We start from the raw sequence: 24944 nt of genomic DNA on the forward strand, positions 1-24944 counted from the left end.
TTCCGGCTCTGTTTTTTTATAGCCGCATTAGCTGGCGAAACTCTTTTACCTTGCTGCGGCTGACCGGCACCTGGAATTCCAGATCTCGCAGCTTCAGCATATAGGTATTATTAAACCATGGTTCGATCTCGCGGATTTTACTCAGGTTGACGCAATAAGACCGGTGGCAGCGAAAAAAAGCTTCTTCGGGCAGTCGGCTGCAAAACTCGGTAATATTCATCGACATCACGTACTCTTCCCGCCGCGTATAAACAAAGGTCATCTTTTCGTGCGCTTCGGCATAGTAAATATCGTTGATATCCGTCACGATAATCCGTTCGTCTTTGACCAGATTAATAGTATGTACCTGGCCGCGCGGGCTTTCCGTGCCGCCCGGCGCGCTCTGCTGCAGCGTGTTTTCCAGCTTGCGCAGCATGGTAATGATGCGCATCTCGTGATAGGGCTTCAAAATGTAGTCGAAAGCTTCCAGCTCGAAGGCTTCCACCGCGTGCTCTTTATAGGCGGTAATAAAAACTATCAGCGGCCGATGCGCGAACTTGCTGATATTCTGCGCCAGCAGCACGCCGTCCAGCGAGGGAATATTGATATCCAGAAAAATCACGTCCGGCTGGTGGTTCTGCAAATATTTCAGCACGTCCAGCCCATCGTCAAAGGTCGCCTCGATCTGCAGCTGGCTGTGCTGACGGATCAGCCAGCTCAGCTCCTGCTGCGCCAGAAACTCATCTTCCACAATAATCGCTTTCACATCGCTTCCCCGGTTAATGCGGCCCTAAGCCGTCAATGAAACACGTTCGGGCAGGTTCGCCCCTTTTTTAATATAAAAAGCGATCTCGGTGCCCGGATTGCGTCGGTGAATATGCAGCCCTTCGCCATAAAGCAGCCTGACGCGATGATGCACGTTCAGCAGGCCGATTTTATTGCCGGGCATCTCGTTGCGCTCCACGCGTTCCATCACCTCTTCGCTGATGCCGTTGCCCGTATCTCGTACCGCAATACGTATCCGCTCGCCCACATCCTGCACGCTGATAGTGACCACGCCTTTGCCGCGGCAGGGATGAATACCGTGGACAATGGCGTTTTCCACCAGCGGCTGGATCAGCAGGCTGGGCAGCGAGCAGCTAATCTCCTCGTCAATCTCATAAATCACCGTCAGCTTGTCGCCGAAGCGCGCCTGTTCGATGGCGATATAATCTTTGATTTGATAAAGCTCCTTGCGGATATCGATAATCTCGTCGTCGTTCAGCTCCAGGTTATAGCGCAGATAGCGCGAGAGATTGCTGATCAGCTGCCGTGCGGTATCGGGATTGATACGGATTGACGAAGAGATGGCGTTCAGCGCGTTAAACAGAAAATGCGGGTTGATTTTGCTCTGCAGCGCGCGCAGTTCAGCCCTGTTGGCCATTTCTCGCAGCTGTTCGGCGCGGGAAACCTCCAGCTGGGTAGAGATAATCTGCGACAGGCCGACAGCCATTTCGCGCAGCGACCAGGTAATGCGATGCGCGTGGCGGTAATAGATTTTCAGCGTGCCGGTGACTTCGCCCAGTTCGCGCAGCGGGATCACTATCATCGAGTGAATTTCCGGCGTGCGGTGCGCCTCATCATTATTACGAATAATGATCTCGCCCTTAGCGATAGCTCTGGCGGTGGTCGGGCTGATGCCGTCGTCGCCTTCGCGGTAGTTCTGCTCGCCGACGCCGACGTAGGCCAGAATCTGATTCTTGTTAGTGATAGCTACGGCGTCCGCGTTGATATCTTCCCGGATAATCTCGCAGACCTTGCGCAGCGAACGGCTGTTGACCTGACGAAACAGCGGCAGCGTTTTATTGGCGATATCCAGCGCCAGCTTGGCCTGGCGGGCGGCGATAGCCTCTTTTTCGCCTTCGACGCTCTGGATCAGCAGCACGATCAGGCCGATGCTGACCGCGCCCAGAATCATCGGCACGGCGATCTCTTCCACAATCGCCAGCCCCAGCGCCGCAGGTTTGGCCCACGCCAGGATCAGGATCATGGTCAGCGACTCACAGAGCATGCCGCCGATAATGCCGACGCTCCAGCGCCGCTCTTTGGCGACCCTGAGATTGATCCAGCCTGAAGCTATCCCGGCGATAATGCTGGTGATCAGACAGGGTACCGAGGTCACGCCGTGTATATCGATCAAAAAGCGGTGCAGGCCCGCCACGACGCCGGTGACGATGCCAACCCAGGGGCCAAACAGAATGCCGCCGGCCATAATGGCGATGGTGCGCACGTTCACCAGTGAGCCGTCAACGTTGATGCCGCTCCAGGTGCCGAAAAGCGCGAACAGTGAAAAAATAGCCGTTACCGCCACCAGCTCCTGACGCGAGTGCTCGTCTTTCTGCAGCAGCTGGCGAAAATGGCGGGTACGAGTCATAAAAAACAGGCAGATAAGCATCAGGGCAGCGCGATCTAAAACCGCAAGCAACATTTCGAACATCGAATGCATGGGCGCCTCGGCTGGCGGAGTAAAGTAGCGATATGATAAGGAAAGCGCACAGGATGCGCCAGGCGGGCACGCCTCACCGGATCAATTTTGTGGTAAATAATGCTGAAATGTAACGACAATAGCTAATCAAAAGCGCCGTTGGGAAAAAAGAGGAAACCCTGGTGGATAAAAGGGGATGTGGTTTTCCCGTCCCTGCGACGCTTTACTTCACCGGCTTACTGCCGGATATTTGGCCTGTCGTCGCGCGACGGCGATTGCACAGTCAGGATTCCTGTTTCGAGGCGTATATGCAACTAATCACCGAAAGACTGCTGCTGGCAAAGCTCCAGCCGGAGGACTGGTCGCTGTTTCATCAGGTTCATACCGATGCCGTCAGTATGCGCTTTATCAGCGCCGTACCGCAGCTGGCGGATATCCGCCAGCGCTTTCAGACGCGGCTGCAGCCCTGGCAAATCACCAGTCTGCATATGCTCTGTCTGACCGTGCGGCTGCGGGAAAGCGGCGAAGCGGTAGGACTGATCGGCGCCAACGCGGAGTGGTCGCCCTGGCGCCAGGCGGAGGTCGGCTACTCGCTGCTGAGCCAGCAAACCGGCAAAGGCTACGGCGGCGAAGCGCTTGGCGCGCTGGCGGATTACCTGTTTAAAGAGTGCCGCTTTCACAAGCTGAAAGCGCAGGTGGTGGAAGGCAACTGGCCGTCGCGGCGCATCCTTGAGAAAAACGGCTTCCGGCTGGAAGGCACGCTGCGGGAAAATTATCTGCTGCGTGGCGAATGGGTCAACGACTGGCTGTTTGGCAAGCTGGAATCAGATTAATTCGACTCGACAGCCTGGCAGACTCTGCGCTATGTTCATTCTTCGACCAGCTTCTGGTCAGCGTCGCTCGGACGGTTCCGGGCGCTAACGTATACAGAGGTTTCTATGGCTGATCTCAGCTCTGCCCGTCGTTTTTCCCGTATCGAACGTCTTCCGCCCTACGTTTTTAATATCACCGCCGAACTGAAGATGGCGGCGCGCCGTCGCGGTGAAGATATTATCGATCTCAGCATGGGCAACCCGGATGGGCCTACGCCGCCTCATATTGTCGAAAAGCTCTGCGCGGTGGCGCAAAGAGAAGATACGCACGGCTATTCGACCTCGCGCGGCATTCCGCGGCTGCGCCGCGCGATCTCTCGCTGGTATGCGGATCGCTATCAGGTAGAGATCGATCCAGAGTCGGAGGCGATCGTCACCATAGGCTCGAAAGAGGGGCTGGCGCACCTGATGCTGGCGACGCTCGATCATGGCGACACCGTGCTGGTGCCGAATCCCAGCTATCCGATCCACATCTACGGCGCGGTTATCGCCGGTGCGCAGGTGCGCTCCGTGCCGCTGGTGGAAGGCGTGGATTTCTTCAACGAACTGGAGCGCGCCATTCGGGAAAGCTATCCCAAACCTAAAATGATGATCCTCGGCTTTCCGTCTAATCCGACAGCGCAGTGCGTCGAGCTGGATTTCTTTGAGCGCGTGATCGCGCTGGCGAAGCAGTACAACGTGCTGGTTATTCACGATCTGGCCTATGCCGATATCGTTTACGACGGCTGGAAAGCGCCTTCGATCATGGAAGTGCCGGGCGCGCGCGACGTGGCGGTGGAGTTCTTCACGCTCTCCAAAAGCTACAACATGGCGGGCTGGCGCATCGGTTTTATGGTCGGCAACAAAGAGCTGGTGGCGGCGCTGGCGAGGATCAAAAGCTATCACGACTATGGCACCTTTACGCCGCTGCAGGTCGCTGCAATCGCCGCGCTGGAAGGCGATCAGCAGTGCGTGCGGGATATCGCGCAGCAGTATAAACGCCGTCGCGACGTGCTGGTGAAAGGGCTGCATGAGGCGGGCTGGATGGTCGAGATACCGAAGGCTTCGATGTACGTCTGGGCGAAAATTCCCGATCGCTACGCGCAGATGGGCTCGCTGGAGTTCGCCAAACATCTGCTGCAGGAGGCCAAAGTTTGCGTCTCGCCGGGCATTGGCTTCGGCGATTACGGCGACACTCACGTGCGCTTCGCGCTGATTGAAAACAGCGATCGTATTCGTCAGGCGGTCAGAGGCATCAAGGCAATGTTCCGTGCCGATGGTATTCTGCCGGCGACAACGAAAAGCGAGGAAGCCGCCGACCAGGCATAACGCTTCCTCTCTGTAACGCCTCAGCCCCTGACGCCGCGCCGTCCGGGGCTTTTTACTCTCCGCTATTCCCACGGCCCGCCAAAATTCTCTTGCCTTACAGAGTATTTTACGTTTATCTATTTAGGAAGCGATCGCTCAATAAATGGGGTAACAGATGACGGCAGGTGCACAACTTCGCGGGCGACCACGGCTTTTTGATGAGGAAAAGGTGCTGGATAAAGCCATCGAACTGTTCAGTTCGTCCGGTTATTCGGCGGTTGGCGTCAATGACCTGACGCGCGCAACCGGGCTTAAGGTCGGCAGCATTTATAAAGCTTACGAAAACAAAGAGAATTTTTTTGCCAAAGCGCTACAGCGTTATATCAGGCTGCGCGAAACGCAGATCGCCAGCTCTCTGGCGCAGCTCAGCCGCGGACGCGACCGCATCGCCCAACTTTTACATCTGTACGTGGCGCTGAGTCAGGGCAGGGAAGGGATTGCGGGCTGCCTGATGGTGGCCGGTATTACCGAGATGCAAAATTTTACCTTCGTGAATGACATCCTGCGTCAGCAGATAGCTGAACGCCGTCAGGTTATCGGCGATTTGGTCGCGTTAGGGCAGCGCGACGGCTCTGTAGGCAACGACGCGCCGCCTGCGCTAATCGCGGATATCTTAATCACGCTGCTGTACGGGATGCGAGTGCTGGGAAAAGCTCAATCTTTTATCAGCGAAGCAGACGCGGAAGCCTGGGTTTCGTCGGCGCTTAAAATTCTGGATTAATAGTCAGCCAATCCCACACACCATTTTGAGGACGTCCTTATGGAAAAAGCCGCTATGCCACCAGCACCGGCAGGATTTGAGCATCACTTTGCGCGCGTCAACGATTTAAGGCTTCACTATGTGGTTGGCGGCGCCGACGCGGCGGAAACTATTGTGCTTCTCGCCGGTTTTCCGGAATCCTGGTATGCGTGGCGCAACGTGATGCCAGCGCTCGGCGAACGCTATCGGGTGATGGCGATAGATCTGCCGGGGCAGGGCGACAGCGATAAACCGCTGGATGGCTATGATACGCAGACCGTGGCGGATCGGCTGCACGCTTTTCTCGCCGCTCTCGGCGTCGCGCGTTATCACCTTGTCGCGCACGATGTTGGCGCCTGGGTCGCGTTTCCTTACGCTCTGCTTTTTGGCAATGAAGTCAGCTCGCTGACATTGCTGGACGCGGGTATACCGGGCGTTACGCTGCCTGAGTTTCTTCCCACCTGTTCGGAAAATAGCTGGAAGACCTGGCACTTTGCCTTCAATGCGCTGCCGGATCTGCCGGAAGTCCTTTTACAGGGCCGCGAGCGTGACTATCTGGCCTGGTTTTTCCGGGAAAAAAGCGCCAGTCCTTACTGTTATTCGGAACAAACCCTTGATATCTATCTGCGTTATTTCACCGCGCCCGGCGGATTAAGAGCGGGACTGAGTTTTTATCGCGCGGCCGCACAATCCGCTCGCCAGAACAAGGCCTTGCTGGCGACCAACAAGCTGACCATGCCGGTATTGGGATTAAGCGCGGATAAGGGATCGATCGCCGATATGGCCGCTGCGATAAAGCCCTGGGCGACAGCGGTCAGCGGAGAGACGATTAAAAACTGCGGGCATTTTCAGCCGGAAGAGCAGCCGCAGGCGGTAGCGGGTGCGGTGCTTAAATTTATTGGTAAAGTCAAAGGCTTCTAGTTTGCACGCTGTCGTCAGTGCCCGAATCCGTTTTTATATTGCGTGCTGTTAGCCTGTATAAAGCGATAAGTTGCATCTCAGGACAGGGAATATCCGTTTTTTTTCCTGAAACCGATATCATGATAAAAAGGGATTTTTATTGTTTCCATTAAAGGGCTAATAGCGTTGATTGACTGCGACTGCAACAGTATCCGGTTCAGAAAAGAGGCTGACCGTTATCGTTTCTTTCGGGTCTTTTCCTTGCCAGCATACGGCTTCAATATGGCAATTTTCTTTTTTTCGATACCCTGTTGAACTCAGATAATTATCTATTTTCTCTGTGTTTTTTATGTTGTAAAACTTAATTGCGTAGACTTGAAACGCCTGACCTGAAATATTGGCATAATCGAAATCATAGCGACTGGATATTCTTGGCATGTTCTTAAGAATGTTAGGTGTATAATAACGGTACTCTCGCTGGTCCTGCTCTGTATAGCTGGCACTTTCCGCAAAGCCCATGACAATATATGGCCAGGCGTATACCAGGAGAGCTCCTGGTACGATGGCAATATAACCAAATAGTTTAAGAAACTTACGCATAGGGCAACGTACCTCCTTCTCCTTTATCCATATAAGAACCGTCAGCAGTGGCTATACAAACTTTTCCCGATCTGAAATCGCTCCATGGTCTGACGGTCTGCATGAAATCGGGTAATGGCCCTTTACGTGGCCTGGCATTGGGAAACCTCTTAGGGTCGGAAAAAAGGTTGGTGTAAAAACCAGAACTTAAAAGGCAGGAATTAGACCTGCCTTTTTCATGATTCATGCAGGCTACAGCATCAGATAAAAGGTGCCCAGCCAGGCCAGAAACAGAAATGAAATGCCCATCAATGCATATTTCACTGCAAACTCCTTTACGCGGTAGCAGACGAAGCCGTCGCGCTTTTCTAATCCGGACTGCCGCACTCTGTGGCAGATTCGCCCGCTAATTTACCCGCTACGCCTGACAAAATAAAGCCGACACGCCCAGGAATTATCTTTTTTTCAGCGACTTGCCTGGCGTATCGGCGCCTTTAGCGGGAAAGCTCCGGCACCACCGACATGCCTACCTTCAGACGAGCCAGCGCGGGCTGGCCCGGTTCCAGCAGAATTTTCACCGGCAGACGCTGCGCCACTTTGGTGAAGTTACCGGTAGCGTTATCGGCGGTGATAGCGGCGAAGGTAGAGCCGGTCGCCGGCGCTACGCTATCGATATGGCCGCGCAGCGTTACGCCGGGCAGCGCGTCGACGGTCATGGTCACCGCTTCGCCTGTCTGCACGTCAGCCAGCTGCGTTTCAAGGAAGTTTGCTACCACATAAGTTTGCTGTAGCGGCACCACGGCCATCAGGCGCGTGCCGGCGGAAACCCAGGCGCCCTGACGCGCGGCGCGTTGGCCAACGGCGCCGTCGATTGGCGCTTTGATCACGGTATAGGAGAGATTCAGGCGCGCCTGATCCACATTGGCTTTTGATGCGGCGATATCCGCCTGGGCCTGGCGCAGGCTGGCCTGCAGCACGCCAACTTCTTTGCGGGCAGCCAGCGCAGCGGCCTGACTCTGGCGCAGCTGCGCTGAAGCTTCCTGCATTGAGGCGCTGGTTTTCTGCTGCTCGTCCGCCGTCGCGGTGCCGCTTTTCAGCAGGCGGCGATAGCGATCGGCATTCTGTCCGGCATAGTTCAGCGTTGCCTGGCTGGCGGCAACGGCGGCGTCGCTTTGCGCGATAGTCGCCTGCTGCTGCTCCAGCTGTGCTTCGACGCTGGCCAGCTTCGCCTGGCTCACCGCCAGATTGGCCTCCGCCGTTTCCACCGCCACACGATAGTCGCGATCGTCGATGGTCGCCAGCGTCTCGCCCGCTTTAACCTGCTGGTTATCGCCGACGTTGACGGTACGAATATAACCGGAAACTTTCGGGGCGATAGCGGTGTAGTCGGCGGTCACGACAGCATCGTCGGTACGCGCCTGGTGGCGGCTCATCGCCGACCAGACGAAAAAGGCGATCGCCAGCAGTATCACCAGCAGCGTGGCCAGCGTCAGGGTTCTTTTTGCAGGTGTGAAGCTCATAGTTATCTCACGGCTTTAGTTATAAGGGTTTGCGGCGGCCAGACGCGTTTGGGTAGCCAGGCGGTCAGCAGCACCAGCAGCAGCGCGAAGCCAATCAGCAGCAGATAGGCGTCGCTGATGCTCAGAATCACCGCCTGGTGCTTTAACAGCGTGGCGAAATGACCGAGATTTTCCGCCGAGCTGGCCGAGCCGTCGGGCAACAGCGGCCTCATGGTTGAGGCAGCGGCGCTGTTCTCCGCGGTCATCAACCACGGACGATTGCCCAGCTGGTCGACCAGGCTGTGCGAATGAAATTTTTCCCGATGCGTCAGAAAATTCTCTACCAGACTACCGGCCGCCACGCTGGAAAAACCGCGTACGGTATTGAACATGGCGGAAGCGTAAGGCCCTTCTGGCGGCTGCACCACGCTGGTGGCGCTCATCAGCACCGGCAGGATCAGCATCGGCTGGCCAAACGCCTGCAGAATTTGAATCAGCCAGAAGTTCTGTCGCGCCCAGTCGTCAGTGAGCTGCATGCCCAGCACGCAGGAGAGACTCATCAACACCGCACCACAGGTCAGCATCCAGCGGCAATCGATCCAGCGAATATTCAGCAGGAAAGCCATTAAAGGAGCGATCAGCAGCTGCGGCAGGCCGATGGTCAGCGCCAGCGGCGCAAACTGCACCGTGCGGAACCCTTCGACCTGGCCAAAATAGGCGGATGGCAGCGCGGAGCCGGATAGCGCTACCAGCAGCACGCCGGCCAGCACCAGCAGACCGTGCGTCAGGTTTCGCCGCGCCAGCATCTGCAGCTTAAACAGCGGCAGCGGATGCGACCATTCATTAATAAAAAAGACCACCAGCAGCGCGACGGAGGCCAGCAACATGCCCGTAATCAGCGGTGAGTTCAGCCAGTCGAGCCGTTCTCCTTGCGACAGCGTCAGCACCATCAGCGCGATGCCGCTGCAGCCGGTCAACATGCCGAAAAGATCGATCTGCTTAAAGCGCTCCAGGCGCTGCGGATCCTGAGGCAGTCCCCAGGCGATCAGCAGGCTGGCGAGCAGGATCGGTGGCACAATCTGCCAGAACACGAACTGCCAGCCGACGGCGTCGGTCCAGAAAGCCGCCAGCGAAGCGGCGACGTTGGGGCCGAAAGTCGCGGTCAGCGCATAGGCGGAAAGGCCGTACAGCTTGATGCCGGGCGGCAGAAAACGCAGCGCCGCCGTCATCAGCAGCGGCGGCAGCGCACCGCCGAACAGGCCCTGAATAACGCGCAGGCCGATAAACAATGCGGGCGTCGTGGCAAAAGGCTGCAGCACGCCGGTCAACGCGAAGCCAAAGGCCACGGCCAGCGCGAAGCGGCGCAGTGAAAAAGTCACGGCGAACCAGGGCGCGATCATCATCGCCGCCACTTCGGCGGCCTGATAGGCCGAGGTAATCCAGGTTGCCCGATCGTAGCTGAAGCCGATAGCGGCGCGGACGTCAGCCAGCGCCAGATCGGTAACGCGATCGTTTAACCCCGATGTCAGCGCAGCGATCAGCACGCCCACCAGCCCCAGCGTCAGACGCAGGGTAAAAGGATGGGTTGCCGGCGCTGCGGGTTGGGCATTCATAGCAGGTGCTCCGCAGAGAAAATTGAATGATGCACTGTATTGCATGGTGATACAGGGGCGCTGATATTAACCTGTGATTAGCTGTATTGCAATGTGATACAGCCACAGAAAAGAGTGCTAAAGTATCGTCATCAACAAGGAAGGAGCCTTCATGTCTGAACCCACAGTTTTGCGCGACGAGGAGCGTACCGGCGGTATTCAGGTTATCTCGCGCGCGGCTAAAATTCTGAATGCGCTGGGCGACAGCCCCAACGGCATGAGCCTGGGCGAAATCGCGCAGGCCGTCGATCTGCCTCGCTCAACCGTACAGCGAATTGTTGGCGCGCTGGATTCAGTACAGCTGGTACGCAGTCAGGGCGCGCGCGGCGTACGCCTCGGCCCGGCGCTGCTGCGCCTGATCGCCAACGTGCATACCGACGTGGTGGCGATTGCGCAGCCCTGGCTACAGGCGCTGAGCGACGCCACGGGCGAAACGGTTTCGCTGGCCCGCGCCAGCGGCCTGCAGCTGGCTATCGTGCACTACGTGGTCGCCGACCGCGAGCTGCGCGTGGTGCCGCGCATCGGGCTGAATCTGCCGCTTTACAGCACTTCCGGCGGCAGGGCGCTGCTGGCGTTGGACAGCGACGAAGAGGCCAGAGCGCTGGTCGGTGACGCCTATGAGGCGATAACCGAGCTCACCGTCAAAGCTTTTCCCGATCTGACGGCCAGGCTGCAGGAGATACGCCGCACCGGTCTTTCTTACGATCGCGGCGAGACGCTGGAAGGGATCTCCACGATGGCGGTAGCGATAGATACCATACTGGGACGCTTTTCCATCAGCTTACTGGTTCCCTCAGCTCGTTTTCAGCAGCACGAATCGCTCTTCCGCGAAGAGATCCTGAAGTGCAAAGAGGCGCTGGTGGATGAGATTGGCAAAGCGGCCTTACGTGACTGACAGGAGCGGCAAATGAAAAAGCTTTTAGTAGCGGTAGATAACTCGGCGCTGGCGCGCAAAGTGGTTTCTCTGGCGACGGAGCAGGCGCGCGCGCTTGATGCGGATGTAGTGGTGCTTTGCTGTGTGGATGCCAGCTACGCCAGTACGACCGCAGATTACGTTATAGAAGCGGGCGAAGATCCCGGCGATTTCGGCAGCGCGCTGGATGAGCAAAATACCGCAGAGGCTGCTGTTCGCTACGCGCTGGCACAGCTGCAAAGCAATGGCGTACGCGCCACCGGGCGCGTGCTGGCGGGTGAATCCGCAGAAACCATAGTGGCGCATGCTAACGATATCGGCGCGGCGATGATTATCATGGGCCGTCGCCATCTCTCTTCCTTTAACCGCCTGCTTAAAGGGTCGGTCAGCGCTGCCGTGATAGAACGCGCCAGCTGCCCGGTACTGGTTGACGTCCGCTCAGACGCCGCTTAATAACGGCACTTCAGGTTAATTTCTCGCCGGGCGCGAGGGTTATAATAGCGCCCGCTTCTTAATCCAGTGCAAAAAAAAGCCCGCTCGCCGCGGGCATAACTACTTGTAATTATAAATAAAATTCCTGGTGTTACGCAGACATGTCGCTGTGTCTGGAATCATATTGGCATTCATTTTCGGCCCGCGCTACACGGTAGCCTGAATCGATTCAATCGGTAAAATATTGCAAAGCACGGTAAAAAAAGTGCAAAAGCGGGTTTATCCGATAGCGTCGCTCTATCGCTTCAGTAACATGCGGCGGCAAAGAAAGGAGTTAACATGAAAAAAATAATGACGGGCGTACTGACGCTTGCGGTATTACTGTCGACAGGCTGCACTTCTGGCAAGCCGGGCGCGTTTGAAAAAGTCGGTGAAGACCCTGCGGTAAATAGTGTGCTCTATCGCTTTGATCCTGAAACCGTAAACAAAACAGCGATGGAACAGGACGTAGAACATTATTGTGCGGAGCGCGGTTTTGATAAAGTGGAACCGATTAAACCGCAGGAGAGTCGACTGCCGGGATTAATGAAGGCCTGGTATCAATGTAATTACAGCATTAAAAGTTAAAAAAAGGGCGGATAACTATCCGCCCTGAAAACTGCATCTTATTTTTATATTGCTGTGTGCAGGCTCTGCCCGCTTCAGGATGAAATCACTTCACCCATTTATAATTTTTTTACCAGCCCCGGTGATGGCCATGATGATAGCCATGCCCGCCGTGGTGGCCGCCGCGATAGCCGTCATGAATAATACAGCCGCTCAGCATAGTTATTACGCCCAGAATAACAACGGATTTAATTAGTCTCATTATGTTCACTCCCTTCCTTTCCAATAGCTAACACTCTACAAAACAAAAGTGGAGGAATAATGCCGCTTTTGTAGAGTTATTAGAGTAAATATTTCTAAATAATTCATGCCTGCCATACTGCTTTTTATTTTTAAAGAAGGAAATAAGAGAAGGCTTAAAACAAACGCTTTTAACACAGAATGTTCTTAAATTAAATGAATTCTCCCGTCTGCGCTGAATTTGACTTAATAAAGGCAAAAAAGCATTTATACGATAGACTTAACACAGCTTTTCATTACAAGGACATGCTATGCGTTATCAGGTTAAAAATGTGCTGGCGGCACAGGCGGAGCTGGGCGAATGCCCGGTCTGGTCAGTTCGCGAACAAACGCTTTACTTTGTTGATATTCTGGCGCCGGCGCTGCACCGCTTCGATCCGCGAAGCGGCGAGCATAAAGTCATGCCGGTGCCCGAGCACATCGGCTGCTTCGGTCTGAACGAGCAGGGCGGCTTCGTGGCGGCGCTGCGCAGCGGCGTTTGCCTGCTGGATGAGGAAGGTAAAATCGTTCGCCGCGTGGCGGAAAACCCTGGCGAAGCGGCCTTAAGCCGTTTTAACGACGGACGCGTGGATCGACACGGACGCTTCTGGTGCGGCAGCCTGTGGGAGCCGCAGGATCGCAACGGCGGCAAGCTGTGTCGGCTGGATGAGCATCTGCGCCTGACCGTCGAGGCGGAAGATATCAAAATCTCCAACGGGCTGGCTTTTTCGCCCGACAATAAGTGGATGTACCACACCGACACGCCAAACGGCGTGCTCTATCGCTATCCGGTCGATGAGAAAGGCGATATCGGCCCGCGTGAAGTGCTGAAGCGTTTTGTGCAGGAAGAGGGCGGTTTGCCGGATGGCGCAGCGGTGGACAGCGAAGGCTTCTACTGGTCGGCGATGTTTGACGGTTCCCGCGTTATTCGGCTGAATCCGGCGACCGGCGAGATCGTCGACGAGATCCCGCTGCCGGTTCGCTGGCCGACCATGATCGCTTTCGGCGGCCCGGATCTCAAAACGCTCTACATCACCAGCTCGCGTGAGGATCGCAGCGCAGAGGAGCTGGCGGCTTATCCGCAGTCCGGTGACGTTTTCGCCGTAGAAGTGGACGTGGCTGGTCTGCCAGAGCCGCTTTATCGTATGACGTAACGGCAAAGGCCGGGCTTGCGGCCCGGCCTTTTACTGCTAAGGCTACCTGTTCACACGGAATGAGTTTGTCATCAACTCCGATCTTGTCTTCCTGCAAAGAACGACAAACTACAGCGTCTGCGCCTGCTGCATTGTTTCCTGCTCCTGCGCGTTCGGCAGGCGGATGGTCAGCGACATAATCAGCGACAGAACCAGCAGCGTCATAATCAGGCTGAAGGTCACCACAAAGCCGCCAAACAGCGAAGCGATCAAAGAGCCGAGCACGCTACCGATGCCGAAGCCCAGATAAATCAGGCCATAGTTTTTGGTCAGGTTGTTCAGGCCAAAAAAGTCGCTAACCAGTGAAGGATAAACGGTGATGGTGCCGCCGAAGCTGAAGGCGACGCAGGCCACGGAAATAAAGAACGTGCTTTCGCTCATATGGGTAAAGAGCAGAATGCTCATTCCTGTTAGCGACACCAGCTGCGCCAGGGTAATTACCCGAATACGCGCTACCCGGTCAGAAAGCACGCCCAGCACCAGACGACCGCTCAGGTTGGCGATGGCGATAACCGTCACGGCGCTGGCGGCGGTTTGCGTGGAAAGATGCACCAGGCCTTCGCCGATATCTTTAGCCACGCCTATCACATAGAGCCCGCTCATACAGGCGGTCAGAAACATGACCGCCAGCATCCAGTACTGCGGCTGGCGCACCGCCTGCGCCAGCGAAAAATCGCGGGCATTGTTGACGCTGCCGCTTGCGGCCTGCTGTTTCGGCGCATCCTTCATCAGCAGCGCGCCAGCGATAATCATCGTCATCGCGATGCCGCCCCAAATCAGGAAGGTGTTTTCAAGGCTGTTGACGCTCAGCAGATAGCTGCAGATAAACTTAAAGCCCAGGCTACCCAGCCCGTAAGCGCCGATAGCGCAGGCTGAAATCACGCCTTTGCGTTCGGGAAACCACTTCACGCAGTTGGAGAGGGTCATCAGATAGCCCGCGCCGTCGGCCAGCCCGACCAGCACGCCCGCGCTCAGATAGAGCATAAACAGGTTATCGGCGTGCGAGGTCAGGAAAAAGCCAAAGGCTAACAGCAGGCCCGCGCCAATAGTGACGTTACGCACGCCGAAACGTTCCTGAAGTTTGCCGGCCAGCGACGAAGCCACGGCCAGCCCGAGGCTCAGCAGGCCGAATGAGAAGGCGACCTGGCTGACCGAGGCTTCCAGCTTTTGGGAGAGCTGGCCGTTGAACAGGCTCCAGGTATAGACCGAGCCAAGCGCGAACTGCGTAATAATGGTGCCGGCCAGCGTGAGCCAGCGAACGCGGGAAGTAACGGGTTGTGTGCTCATGGGATGCTCCCGGAAAGATTAAGAAATTAAGCACAGAATAATGCGGGTTTTTCCGGCGCGGTTGCAGAAGGGCATGAACTGCCGTCATTCGGGAATGAAATGCCGCTAAGGCGGAATAAACGGCAGAGCGAAATGAGCTGCGGCAGCATCCAGCGCTCAAAAAGTCAGAGAGGAGAAGAGGCGGACGCGCGCAAGCGCCCGCCGAAAGGCTTAGTCCGTCGACTGAATACGCAGATTGCGCAGATCGTTGCCGGTCGGCGTCTGATGAACGCGCAGGCCGAACTCCGGCAGCACGGCGAAGATATGGTCAAAGATATCGGACTGGATCCTTTCATACTCCAGCCAGACCGTGGTGTTGGTGAACACGTAAATCTCCAGCGGCAGGCCGTCCGCGCCCGGTGCCAGCTGGCGTACCATCAGCGTCATGCCTTTGTGCGTCTGCGGATGCGCCTTCAGCCAGGCTTCCAGCCAGGCGCGAAAGGTGCCGATATTGGTCATGCGGCGGCCGTTCAGCGGCGTGCTGGTATCCAGACCGGCGTTATGCGCCGAGACTTCCTGCATTTTGCTTTCCAGATAGGGCGTCAGCAGCTGCGCGCGCTTCAGCTTCGCCATCTCCTCTTCGCTGAGAAAATGAATGCTGGTGGTATCGATATTAATGCTGCGTTTGATGCGGCGACCGCCCGATTCCGACATCGCGCGCCAGTTTTTAAACGAGTCGGAAATCAGCGCGTAGGTAGGAATAGTGGTGATGGTGTTATCCCAGTTGCGCACTTTCACCGTGGTCAGCGCGATATCGACCACGGAGCCGTCCGCGCCATATTTCGGCATATCCAGCCAGTCGCCCAGCTTGAGCATATTGTTGGCGGAGAGCTGTATACCGGCCACCAGCCCGAGAATAGGATCTTTAAACACCAGCATCAGCACCGCGGTCATTGCGCCGAGGCCGGTCAGCAGCACCAGCGGCGATTTGCCGATCAGCACGGAAATAATCATCAGCGCCACCAGCAGCGCGGCGATCAGCTTCAGGCTCTGAAAAATGCCGCGTAGCGGCATCTGCCGGGCGATAACGCTCTCTTCGGAGAGCTCCAGAAAAATATCCAGCAGCGAAAAGAACATCAGTAGGCCAAAGGTCATCACCCAGACTTCGCTGAGGATCATCAGCACGCTGTAGATCGGCTCATGACCGGCGAGAAAAAGCTCCAGCTGGATCTGTAAAAAAATACCCTGCATCAGCAGCGCAAAACGGCTGAAGAGCTTGTTGTCAATCAGCGACTTCGGCCACTGACGAGTCGAGTTATCCGCCATACGCCGCAGCAAAGGCAGCAGCACGCGATGCAGCACGCCGTGGGCGATAAGCGAGATCAGTAGAATGATGACTAACACAGCGAACAGCGCGATCGGCGGCGCGTAGGGCACCTTGAAGGCGTTGAGCTGCGCGAGAATAAAGTGGTGCATAGCGTTGAGTTCCCTTTAGTAAGGCTGGTCCGGAGTGGCGCAAAACGCAAAAATCGTGCGTTACGCTCGAAAAACAGGCGCTTTGCGCGGCGTCAGGGTAGCCTGGCCGCCGCGGCAAAATCAAATCGGATTTTCCTCAGAACTTTATGCTGCCGAAGACGCCGCTGGCAGCAGCGGCTCTGCTCAGGTTTTAGCCAGTCGTGCCGATAACCGCAGGAAGCGACGATATCAGTCGCTGATACCTATATCTGCTCGGTTCTGCCGCTGCTTTGACGTAAGGAATTTATTATGCCGGGGATACCAGTTCGTCTGTCAGGGAAATTGATCTTTGGCGGCATTTCGATGCTGCTGTTAACCATGCTATTGGTTTGGTTTGCCATTACCCTGCGCGGACAGCCGCGCGTTGTGGCCGCCAGCGACAGCATGATCCAGCAAACCGGCGAAAATATCGTAGGTCAGCTTAACCAGCAGCTGCTGCGCATAGAGGGCGAAGTGGTGAGCATGGCGCGCCTGGCGGAAGTGCTGCCGCATCAGGAAGCGCTGTTTAAAAGCGTGCTGCCGCAAATTATCGACAGCAAAGGCGATAAAAGCATTGCGGGCGGCGGCATCTGGCCTGAACCCAACGCCTTTAGCGAAGGCGTCGCCCGCCGCAGCTTTTTCTGGTCGCGCGGCGCGGATGGCGCGCTGGCTTACTCTGACGGCTACAACGAAGGCGGCGCTGGCTACCATAACGAAAGCTGGTACACCTCGGCCCGCGAAGCGCCGCGCAATAAATGCGACTGGTCGGAAGTATACCAGGACCCGGTTTCCCAGGTGAACATGGTGACCTGTAGCGTGCCTTATACTCAGGGCGACCGCTTCGCCGGCGTGGCGACTTTTGACGTCCTGCTGGATAACCTTTCCGGCTTTATGCAGAGCCACGGCAATCTTACCGGCGGCTACGCTTTCGCGCTGGACAGCGCGGGCAATGTACTCTTTTTCCCCGGCAGCAAAGATAAGGCGCTGAAAAAATTCAGCGCGCTGGCGGCCGAAAAACCCTGGCTGGCGCCGGTGCTAAAAGGCGTCGCGGAAAACAAAACCACCACCACGCTGAACCACATTCAGGACGGCGTGCTGAACCAGGACGCGCAGGTCACGCTGTTTAAAATGGCGGAGACCGGCTGGGTTATTGGTTTGGTGACGCCAGAGGCCAGAGTGACCGCGCTGGCGGATAATATCCTGCAGGATATCTTTATCGTGCTGATCCCGGCGCTGCTGATCCTGCTGCTGCTGGTCTGGCTGTTCGCCCGTCGTCTGGCGGCAAGGCTGGAGTCTACCCGCGCGGCGCTGGACGAAATCGCCAACGGCGACGGTGATTTAACCCGGCGGCTGGCGACGACCGGCAAAGATGAGCTGGCGGAAATTGCCGTGTCGTTTAACCAGTTTGTCGATAAAATTGCAGGCGTCATCACCAGCGTGCAGGCCAGCGGCGTTAACGTAGCCGCCAACGCCAGCTCGCTGGCGGAAAGCAACCAGGCGTTCTCCGCCAAAATTAGCGACCAGGCTGCGGCGCTGGAGCAGAGCGCGGCGGCAATGGAGCAGCTGAACGCCACGGTGCAGCTGAACGCGGAAAACACGCGACTGGCGGATTCCTTTACTGAACAGACGGCGCAGATTGCCCGCAGCAGCAGCGAAGTCATGAGCCAGGTTATCGCCACCATGTCCTCGATCAAGGCTTCTTCAGGTCGGGTAGGCGAAATCCTTAGCGTAATTGACGGCATCGCCTTTCAGACCAACATCCTCGCGCTGAACGCGGCGGTGGAGGCGGCGAGGGCTGGCGAGCAGGGGCGTGGTTTTGCCGTGGTCGCGTCGGAAGTGCGCGCGCTGGCGCAGCGCAGCGCCTCTGCGGCGCAGGAGATTAAAGCGCTGATCAGCGAATCCGATACCACGGTGCTGGCCGGCAGTCGGCTGGTGGAAGGCGCGGGCGAGCGGCTGGCGGGTCTGGTCAACGACGTGCTGAAAGTCAAAGAGGTCGTGGGCGAAATCCGCGTGGCGGGCGACGAGCAGAGTAAAGGCATTAGCGAGGTGACGCTGGCGGTATCGCAGATGGAGCGCAGCATTCAGCAGAACTTACTGCTGATCACGCAGACGGCAGAGAACACCGAGGCGCTGCGTACGGAAGCTTCGCAGCTGGCGCAGGATATATCCTCTTTCAGAGTCGCTTAAGCAGCCTGTAACAAACCCGGCGCAACGCCGGGTTTTCAGGGCTAAGCGCTTGAAACATAGCGCGGCTGATAAAGCAGCGACTGCATCCAGCCGTCAATGTCTTCCGGCTTCTTCACGCCCGCCAGATCGTGCTTAAACAAATAGCGCACCAGACCCGTAGCGATAGCCAGCTCCGTATTAACGATATCGGCCTGGGAAGGATAGAGCTTGCCTTTCTCCCGATCCGCCTTGCTGACCTGTTTTGCGCACAGGCGCGCCGCCTCGATAAACAGCCTGTCATCCACTCGCGTTGGCCTGGCCGCATAAATAGCCAGACTTACCGCCGGGAAAATATAGAAGTTATTCGCCTGGCCGGGATAGCGCGTTTCATTGCCGATCTTCTCTTCGCCAAACTGTACGCCTGCGGCAAACAGCGCTTTGCCATCGCTCCACTCGTAGGCCTGTTTAGCCGTACACTCCGCATTTTCCGTAGGATTAGAAAGCGCAAAAATAACGGGCCGCTCGTTGAGCTCACTCATCGCTTTCACTACGCCTTCGCTGAAAAGGCCGCCCTGAGTGCTGACGCCAATCAGCATGGTCGGTTTTACCTGTTCCACGACTTTTTGCAGATCCTTTTCCGACGACATCTTACGGGCATAAACCTGCTGTGACGGATTCAGGTCGTCGCGGTCGGCGGTAAGTAATCCCTCTTTATCAAACAGAGTAATAGCTTTCCGCGCCTCATCGCGATCGGCGCCTTCCTGCGTCATTGCCTCCTCCAACATATTAGCGATACCGGTGCCCGCCGAGCCCGCGCCGGCAAACAGTACGCGCTGATCGGCAAGCTCACCGCCGGTGGTTTCCAGCGCGGTCAGCAAACCCGCCAGCACGACGCTGGCGGTGCCCTGAATATCATCGTTATAAACCAGCGCCCGCTGCTGATAGCGCTGCAGATAGCGAATAGCATCGTTACCTTCCCAGTCTTCGAAATGAATACAGCAACCCGGGAAAACGTCTTCTACGGCGGCGACAAACTCATCGAGCAGCTCGTCCAGCTGCTGTTGCCCCAGCTTGGTTTCCCGCAGTCCGGTATAGAGCGGATCCTCCCTGAGCTTGTCATTGCCGGTGCCGATATCCAGATGAATTGGCAAAAGCCCCTGCGGCGGCACGGCGGCGCAGGCGGTATAGAGCTGGAGTTTGCCAACCGGAATGGGCGCGCCGTTGGCGCCGATATCGCCCAGGCCAAGAATACGTCCGCCAGATGAAACACAAATAAATCGCACCTCTTTTTGCGGCCAGTTACGTAAAACTTCCTTCAGGCGGCCCTTCATCTGCCGGGTCAGATACATGCCTTTCGGGCGGCGATAGAGGTGGCCATATTTCCGGCAGGCTTCGGCGATAGTGGGATCGTAAACCAGCGGAATAAAGGTAACGGGATCGGACATCAGCGTGGCGAAAAACAGCGTTTCGTTGCGGTCGGCCAGCTCCTGCAGATAGATATATTTTTCGATATCGTCAGGTTTATTGTCCAGATGCTCCAGCACGCGCTGCATCTGCGTTTCCAGCGAATCAACCGTCGGCGGCAGCAGTCCCTCCAGCCGCGCATCCGCTCTTTCCTGCTGGCTGAAAGCCGTATCTTTGTTTTGGGCGGCGGTGTTTAGCAGGCAATAGTTATTGGTCATCACATTTCTTTCCTGGTCAAAAAGCAAGTCGCATGACCCTAAGCCTGGTTGAAAGCGGACAAGGCTGCAGGAATGGAAATGTAACAAAATCAAAGGAAAGCAACGGCAAAACCTCGCCAGAGCGAGGTTTGAGGAAGCGGACAAATTTAACGTGGGCGCAAAGTGAGGCGAGAGAGCAACTGGCTTATTTGATATAGCTGCGAATCGCTTCCGCGATAGCTTTGTTCGGCCCGCGATGATCTTCGCGCTGTTCCGTATCGTCGGCTACTTTTTGCAGGTATTTATTCAGCTTGCCGCCGGTCGGCACATTGCCATAGGCAATCAGCATCTGCACGATTTGCCTGAGCGCGAGCAGCTCGACGGTAAGACGTTCTACAACAGGATCTTTCTCTGACATGCGGGGACTCCGGTACGGTTTTTCCAGTAAACTTTGCGCCCAGTTTACGCCGGGCGCGCAAAAACCAATCAGCGGAATACCGCAGCAGAAGGGCGTTAAATCCAGGCTGTATCGGCCTCAGGAGAGGTAAAGTACTGCGCCAGGCGCCAGCAGCAGGCTATAAATTTCCGTGGAGGAAGCGCCGTCGAGATCCAGCTGGCGCTGCTGCAGCGAACTGTAGCGCATAACGCGGATCCGCTGTAGCTGATGCCAGACCAGAATGGCGGAAACCGTCAGCGAGCAGGTGTTATCACTTTGTACGCAGAGCAGCGTGTAGTGCCACTCTTCGTCCAGCTCGTTAGAGAAAAACTGCACGCTTTCCGGCGGCAGCAGCGCTCGTAGATCCGGCAGCAGAAACTGGCTGACGTTACGGGTAAGACGTAAAGTAAATGTAGCTGGTCGCATAGAGCATTCCTTGTCGTTAGCCGAACGGTGGCAGGCACAGCGGTGAGAATGAGATCCAATCCTTTGGCGCCGATCGCTATCTTAGAGAATCGCCATTGAAGTTCAACGCTTTAAGCTAAGACATTGCCCTTAATTCATTGTTCTTTACCTGATACCAGGATGCAATCGGAGCCATCCGAACGGGAGTGATATGAGAAAGAGTATGCTGTTTATAGGCGTGTTACTGGCAACGGGATGCGCGCAAAATGCCGGTAAACCGGCGTCGCTGACCATGAAAAACCCGGCGACGGCGTACTGCGTGGCGCAGGGCGGTAAGACTGAAATAGTGACAACATCCAAAGGGCAGGCAGGTTACTGCACGCTGCCTTCTGGCGAGCGTATTGATGAGTGGACGCTCTACCGGCGCGATCACAAAAAATCCTGAGGCTGCCGCAGCGTCATTTACATTCTCAGCCTGGAGTGATGACGCTGATTATCGCAGTGCCGCGCGGTTTTATTGCCCTGCAATATTCCCGGGATGACCTGCTTTAGCCGTGAAAATAAAGCGCACCATTCCCATAAGGGAAAAGCTGTACACCCACAGGACTTTTCAGCAGGCCTGGTGGCATCAATTTTCTTCACTGTGCGCGTGTGGGCATAAATCCTGAGCGATTTGAGGATATGCCCATAACAGGGCGATGTAATCAATCAATGCCGGGTAATGTTGGATAACACCATTTTGCGTAGAGGCCGCGCGATTGCTGGCTTTTGGTAACGTGGGGTAATTCGGGGAAGAGTAAAAATGGTGTCCCCTGCAGGAATCGAACCTGCAACTAGCCCTTAGGAGGGGCTCGTTATATCCATTTAACTAAGGAGACAGCACCAGGATAAACGCTGGCCGTTTATCGTGCTGCGTATGTTACCGTAAGTGGGGCTGTGCCTCAAGGTCTTCATTTCTGAACGGGTTTTTTATTCATCAATGGTTTTTGATTCCCATTCGGTACTGGCTAAATAGTGTCCTTTCCATTAGCAGAAAGAGGGGAGCGGTTGTCTGAGAGCATGTAGGCGATTTCACTACTGTTTAAAAACCGGCCAGAACTGGCCGGCCCAGGCACAGGCTTCACATACAAGGTTCGCCGACGTCGGCGGAAGAGAGCATAGCCAATGATTCCTGAATGACTTTATCTGTCTCAAATGGCAGAGTCGTGCGGTTCACAATAATTTGTTTAACATCTTTCCCTATGGGTTTGAAAATAGTATTGCTTTGCAACGCATCATTGTAATTAATATTGGTTGAATAAAAAATGCTGACCAATTTTTTATTCAACGCGCAGGCAACGTGAACGATAGCCGTTTCCACCGAAATCACCAAATCGGCGTTATTGACCAGGGCGATGGTATGCCATAGTGAGTCGAAATCGCATATAAATACGTTATCTGTATCGCTTACCAGGCTGGCAAGCTTGTGTTTTTCACCGGTAATAAACAGATTAACCCCATCCTGCTGCCGTAATTTAGCAATAAGCTCTTCAAGCTGCGGCAGCGTCATAGATCTTTCCCCGACGCTGGCGAAAGGACTTATTACCACTCTCTTTCTTTCGCCGCTTTTATGTAAGTACTTCGCGATAAATTCGTTGCTGGCCGCCGGTGGTTTTAACCGGTAATGTAGATCGGAAACGGGATGCCCCAGCTTTGTTAACAGCAGCTTCTGCGGAACGGTAATATGAAAATTATCAGGCAGATCCAGCGTCATATGGTAAGGCTTTTTTAGCCATCCGCCGATGTTGATAGCATAGCTATAGTCGATTCTGGATAATAATTCGGTTTCCAGCAGCTCTTTACGCTGCATCCAGGAGTACAGACTGACCACAATATCCGTTTTAATTCTCTCAAGACGGTCGATATTATCGATGTCGACGATAAAAATCTCGTCGATAAAATCCAGACCTCTGAAGAAAACCTCGCTTCGACTCTCTGAGATAATTTGTACGCTATATCCCACCTCTTTTAATTTCCGCCAGAGACCGGTATGGCAAACGGCGTCGCCTATTCCCAGATTAACGAAAGGAAAAAGAATTTTTCGCATCCCTTCAGGAAATCTTTCACTCTTTTGCGCGGTAGGGAGAGGCCTGGCAAGGTATACCAGCCTGGCCCTTCTTTTCAGTTCGTGAAAGTACCGATTACGTTTTCTGTTAAGTTTTTTTAATCTATAAAGCAAACCAGGTGAAGATGACTTCATTCGTACGGACACTCTTGGTAATTGTCAGGCTTATCTTCTTCGGTAAAATACCTGATTATAATAAATCCAATAGCAAGCCAGGTTAAAATAAAATAAGTGGCATACATCTGTTTTACATCCTTACTGATAATTTTTTGCAGATTGCTATGGTAGCAGGTAATAATATCGCCACAAGAATCAAGGCCTGTATTAAGAGAAGGAATAGATGTGCTGTATTGGTGCGGTTTATGTTTGTTCTTTTTGTTGGAATGGAATAATAAAAAGTTGTGAGTAATATTTTTATTATTGATATTTGTTGAGGTTGTTCTTTATAAATTTATTTTTATAGGTTAACAATAAGATGCATGTAAAATTCTAATTGGGGTTAACAAATATAAAACCTGCTAACCCAACCATAAGCAGGCGGGAACCACGTTACCGATCAAAATTCATCCTGTGCGTGAAATCAGAGATAGTTGCGCTGGATCAATAACGGCGTTTTTGGACAGGCGTAATGTAGCGCAGATGCAAGTAAAGTTGCTTTTTTGTTTATGGCTATCAACGAGGTCGCTATGTCTCTGAAACTCTCCCTGACGCTTATCCTGCTGGTGTGGCTGGGCTATGTGGCTTTTGCCAGTAACTTCTATATGCAGACTTTCGCGCTTTTTAATTAAGGGTCTGCGCCAGTAACGGCAGCCTCCGCCAACAGGCTGCCGTTTAGTGTTAAGAGCAAATCTGCCTACTCTTCCGCCGCCGCTTTCTCCTTGTTTTTGCGCTTTTTCTTCGCTTCCGCTTCTGCTTTAGCGCGCGTAGTCATATCGTTGCGGATTTGCGCATGGCTTATCAGCGCGAAGATAAAGGTACCACCGATAATATTGCCCGCCAGCGTCGGCAGCGCGAAGGGCCAGAGAAATTCCTGCCAGCCGATCAGGCCGTTAAAAACCAGATAGAGCACCTCTACCGATCCCACCACGATATGCGCTAAATCGCCCAGCGCTACCAGCCAGGTCATCAGGATAATCACCCAGATCTTCGCGTTGCCTGCCGAGGGAAACATCCAGACCATCGTGGCGATAATCCAGCCGGAGATAACCGCGTTGGCGAACATTTCGCCCGGCGTGTTCTCCATCACTTTCTGGCTGATAGCCACAAAGGCGCTCCGCGTCGCATCGTCGAAAATCGGCATATGGGTAAAGGCCAGCGAGGCCAGCGCCGTGCCGATCAGATTGCCGAGCAGCACTACCGCCCAAAGCCTCAGCAGCAGAACCAGATTGCTGCCGGTCGGTTTGTGCATCACCGGCAGTACGGCGGTGACGGTGTTTTCCGTAAACAGCTGCTGGCGCGCCATAATGACAATAATAAAGCCAAAGGTGTAACCAAGATTCTCCAGCAGAAAAGCGCCGGGCACGCCCTCCAGATGCGCCTGAAAAATCCCTTTCGCCATCAGCGAGGCGCCCATCGACAGCCCGGCGGCAATGGCGGAAAACAGCAGCGCCAGGCCGTCGCGTTCCAGCTCTTTCTCGCCGTCCTGTCGGATCTCTTCATGGATGGCCGCCGCGCGTGATGGCAGCGCTTCTTCATCCACTTCTATCTCTTCTCCCTCTTTTTCTTCACTCTCAACTTCTATCTCTTCTTTTTCTTCACGCCTGACTTCTGGCTCCTCTTCCTTTCCTTTACTCTCGACTTCCCCGTTATCTTTTCTCATTTTTCCTGCTCCCGTTATCAGCACCCAGCCTAAGCGTAGCGGGTTTTAACGTTGCTGAAATGTAACTGTATTTCCGCATAAGAGTAACAAGGGTTTAACGAAGCGGCTTTTTTTCGCGGCAGACGGTGGGAACAGGGCA

General features: G+C 55.1%; 24 protein-coding genes and 1 tRNA gene. 10 read left to right on the plus strand and 15 right to left on the minus strand.

Going from position 1 to position 24944, the window contains the following annotated elements; translation table 11 throughout:
• Positions 1–16: 16 nt before the first annotated feature.
• Positions 17–745, minus strand: a complete 729-nt coding sequence (locus MKZ79_RS00110) for a LytR/AlgR family response regulator transcription factor (RefSeq protein ID WP_336139072.1) — start codon at positions 743–745, stop codon at positions 17–19.
• Between the two features lie 24 nt (positions 746–769).
• A complete protein-coding gene (locus MKZ79_RS00115; RefSeq protein WP_336141307.1) occupies positions 770–2446 on the minus strand; it encodes a sensor histidine kinase in 1677 nt (558 codons plus the stop codon).
• 305 nt (positions 2447–2751) lie between these two features.
• On the opposite strand from MKZ79_RS00115, the gene MKZ79_RS00120 reads away from it, so the two are divergent.
• The 4 genes from MKZ79_RS00120 (at position 2752) to MKZ79_RS00135 (ending at position 6322) form a co-directional block, all read left to right on the plus strand.
• Positions 2752–3276, plus strand: a complete 525-nt coding sequence (locus MKZ79_RS00120; protein WP_336139073.1) for a GNAT family N-acetyltransferase — start codon at positions 2752–2754, stop codon at positions 3274–3276.
• Between the two features lie 105 nt (positions 3277–3381).
• Positions 3382–4623: an alanine transaminase gene (alaC, locus tag MKZ79_RS00125; protein WP_336139074.1), complete on the plus strand. Its 1242-nt coding sequence runs from the start codon at positions 3382–3384 to the stop codon at positions 4621–4623.
• 154 nt (positions 4624–4777) lie between these two features.
• Positions 4778–5383 (plus strand): TetR/AcrR family transcriptional regulator, encoded by a 606-nt coding sequence (locus MKZ79_RS00130; RefSeq protein WP_336139075.1) that lies wholly within the window; start codon positions 4778–4780, stop codon positions 5381–5383.
• Between the two features lie 39 nt (positions 5384–5422).
• A complete protein-coding gene (locus MKZ79_RS00135; RefSeq protein WP_336139076.1) occupies positions 5423–6322 on the plus strand; it encodes an alpha/beta fold hydrolase in 900 nt (299 codons plus the stop codon).
• A 156-nt stretch (positions 6323–6478) separates the two neighbouring features.
• On the opposite strand, the gene MKZ79_RS00140 is transcribed toward MKZ79_RS00135, so the two are convergent.
• From MKZ79_RS00140 to MKZ79_RS00150, 4 genes are all read right to left on the minus strand, one after another.
• Positions 6479–6901, minus strand: a complete 423-nt coding sequence (locus MKZ79_RS00140; protein WP_336139077.1) for a hypothetical protein — start codon at positions 6899–6901, stop codon at positions 6479–6481.
• A gap of 231 nt (positions 6902–7132) precedes the next feature.
• Positions 7133–7267 carry a membrane protein YpdK gene (gene ypdK / locus MKZ79_RS21205; RefSeq protein ID WP_442897111.1) on the minus strand — a complete coding sequence of 45 codons (135 nt, stop codon included), beginning with the start codon at positions 7265–7267 and terminating at the stop codon, positions 7133–7135.
• Positions 7268–7374: 107 nt separating this feature from the next.
• Positions 7375–8400 (minus strand): HlyD family secretion protein, encoded by a 1026-nt coding sequence (locus MKZ79_RS00145; protein WP_336139078.1) that lies wholly within the window; start codon positions 8398–8400, stop codon positions 7375–7377.
• Positions 8401–8402: 2 nt separating this feature from the next.
• Entirely contained in the window at positions 8403–9992 is a 1590-nt protein-coding gene (locus MKZ79_RS00150) for an MFS transporter (protein WP_336139079.1), read from the minus strand.
• Positions 9993–10143: 151 nt separating this feature from the next.
• Here MKZ79_RS00150 and MKZ79_RS00155 point away from each other — a divergent pair, with 151 nt between their 5' ends.
• From MKZ79_RS00155 to MKZ79_RS00165, 3 genes are all read left to right on the plus strand, one after another.
• Positions 10144–10926, plus strand: a complete 783-nt coding sequence (locus MKZ79_RS00155; RefSeq protein ID WP_336139080.1) for an IclR family transcriptional regulator — start codon at positions 10144–10146, stop codon at positions 10924–10926.
• A gap of 12 nt (positions 10927–10938) precedes the next feature.
• Entirely contained in the window at positions 10939–11397 is a 459-nt protein-coding gene (locus MKZ79_RS00160; protein ID WP_336139081.1) for a universal stress protein, read from the plus strand.
• Positions 11398–11715: 318 nt separating this feature from the next.
• A complete protein-coding gene (locus MKZ79_RS00165; protein WP_336139082.1) occupies positions 11716–12003 on the plus strand; it encodes a hypothetical protein in 288 nt (95 codons plus the stop codon).
• Between the two features lie 109 nt (positions 12004–12112).
• Here the strand turns inward: MKZ79_RS00165 and MKZ79_RS00170 are convergent, their stop codons facing one another.
• A complete protein-coding gene (locus MKZ79_RS00170; RefSeq protein WP_336139083.1) occupies positions 12113–12244 on the minus strand; it encodes a hypothetical protein in 132 nt (43 codons plus the stop codon).
• Between the two features lie 289 nt (positions 12245–12533).
• Here MKZ79_RS00170 and MKZ79_RS00175 point away from each other — a divergent pair, with 289 nt between their 5' ends.
• A complete protein-coding gene (locus MKZ79_RS00175; protein ID WP_336139084.1) occupies positions 12534–13415 on the plus strand; it encodes an SMP-30/gluconolactonase/LRE family protein in 882 nt (293 codons plus the stop codon).
• Positions 13416–13523: 108 nt separating this feature from the next.
• On the opposite strand, the gene MKZ79_RS00180 is transcribed toward MKZ79_RS00175, so the two are convergent.
• Entirely contained in the window at positions 13524–14741 is a 1218-nt protein-coding gene (locus MKZ79_RS00180) for an L-lactate MFS transporter (protein ID WP_336139085.1), read from the minus strand.
• A 210-nt stretch (positions 14742–14951) separates the two neighbouring features.
• Positions 14952–16196 carry a mechanosensitive ion channel family protein gene (locus MKZ79_RS00185; RefSeq protein WP_336139086.1) on the minus strand — a complete coding sequence of 415 codons (1245 nt, stop codon included), beginning with the start codon at positions 16194–16196 and terminating at the stop codon, positions 14952–14954.
• Between the two features lie 288 nt (positions 16197–16484).
• On the opposite strand from MKZ79_RS00185, the gene MKZ79_RS00190 reads away from it, so the two are divergent.
• Complete coding sequence (locus MKZ79_RS00190; protein WP_336139087.1) at positions 16485–18401, plus strand: methyl-accepting chemotaxis protein; 1917 nt, start codon at positions 16485–16487, stop codon at positions 18399–18401.
• A gap of 41 nt (positions 18402–18442) precedes the next feature.
• Here the strand turns inward: MKZ79_RS00190 and MKZ79_RS00195 are convergent, their stop codons facing one another.
• From MKZ79_RS00195 to MKZ79_RS00205, 3 genes are all read right to left on the minus strand, one after another.
• Positions 18443–20062 carry an NAD-dependent malic enzyme gene (locus tag MKZ79_RS00195; protein WP_336139088.1) on the minus strand — a complete coding sequence of 540 codons (1620 nt, stop codon included), beginning with the start codon at positions 20060–20062 and terminating at the stop codon, positions 18443–18445.
• Between the two features lie 184 nt (positions 20063–20246).
• Positions 20247–20459, minus strand: a complete 213-nt coding sequence (locus MKZ79_RS00200; protein ID WP_336139089.1) for a hypothetical protein — start codon at positions 20457–20459, stop codon at positions 20247–20249.
• Between the two features lie 117 nt (positions 20460–20576).
• Entirely contained in the window at positions 20577–20903 is a 327-nt protein-coding gene (locus MKZ79_RS00205; RefSeq protein WP_336139090.1) for a hypothetical protein, read from the minus strand.
• Between the two features lie 190 nt (positions 20904–21093).
• Between MKZ79_RS00205 and MKZ79_RS00210 the strand changes: the two genes are divergently transcribed.
• Positions 21094–21327: a putative hemolysin gene (locus MKZ79_RS00210; protein WP_336139091.1), complete on the plus strand. Its 234-nt coding sequence runs from the start codon at positions 21094–21096 to the stop codon at positions 21325–21327.
• 358 nt (positions 21328–21685) lie between these two features.
• On the opposite strand, the gene MKZ79_RS00215 is transcribed toward MKZ79_RS00210, so the two are convergent.
• From MKZ79_RS00215 to MKZ79_RS00225, 3 genes are all read right to left on the minus strand, one after another.
• Positions 21686–21760: transfer RNA gene (locus MKZ79_RS00215), tRNA-Arg, on the minus strand.
• 242 nt (positions 21761–22002) lie between these two features.
• The gene (locus MKZ79_RS00220) at positions 22003–23121 is read right to left on the minus strand and encodes a glycosyltransferase family 9 protein (RefSeq protein WP_336139092.1); all 1119 of its coding nucleotides are present in this window, start codon (positions 23119–23121) and stop codon (positions 22003–22005) included.
• Positions 23122–23839: 718 nt separating this feature from the next.
• Complete coding sequence (locus MKZ79_RS00225) at positions 23840–24805, minus strand: formate/nitrite transporter family protein (RefSeq protein ID WP_336139093.1); 966 nt, start codon at positions 24803–24805, stop codon at positions 23840–23842.
• Between the last annotated feature and the right edge of the window lie 139 nt (positions 24806–24944).

The organism is Erwinia sp. CGal63 (genome assembly GCF_037026505.1).
Taxonomy (GTDB): Bacteria; Pseudomonadota; Gammaproteobacteria; order Enterobacterales; family Enterobacteriaceae; genus Erwinia.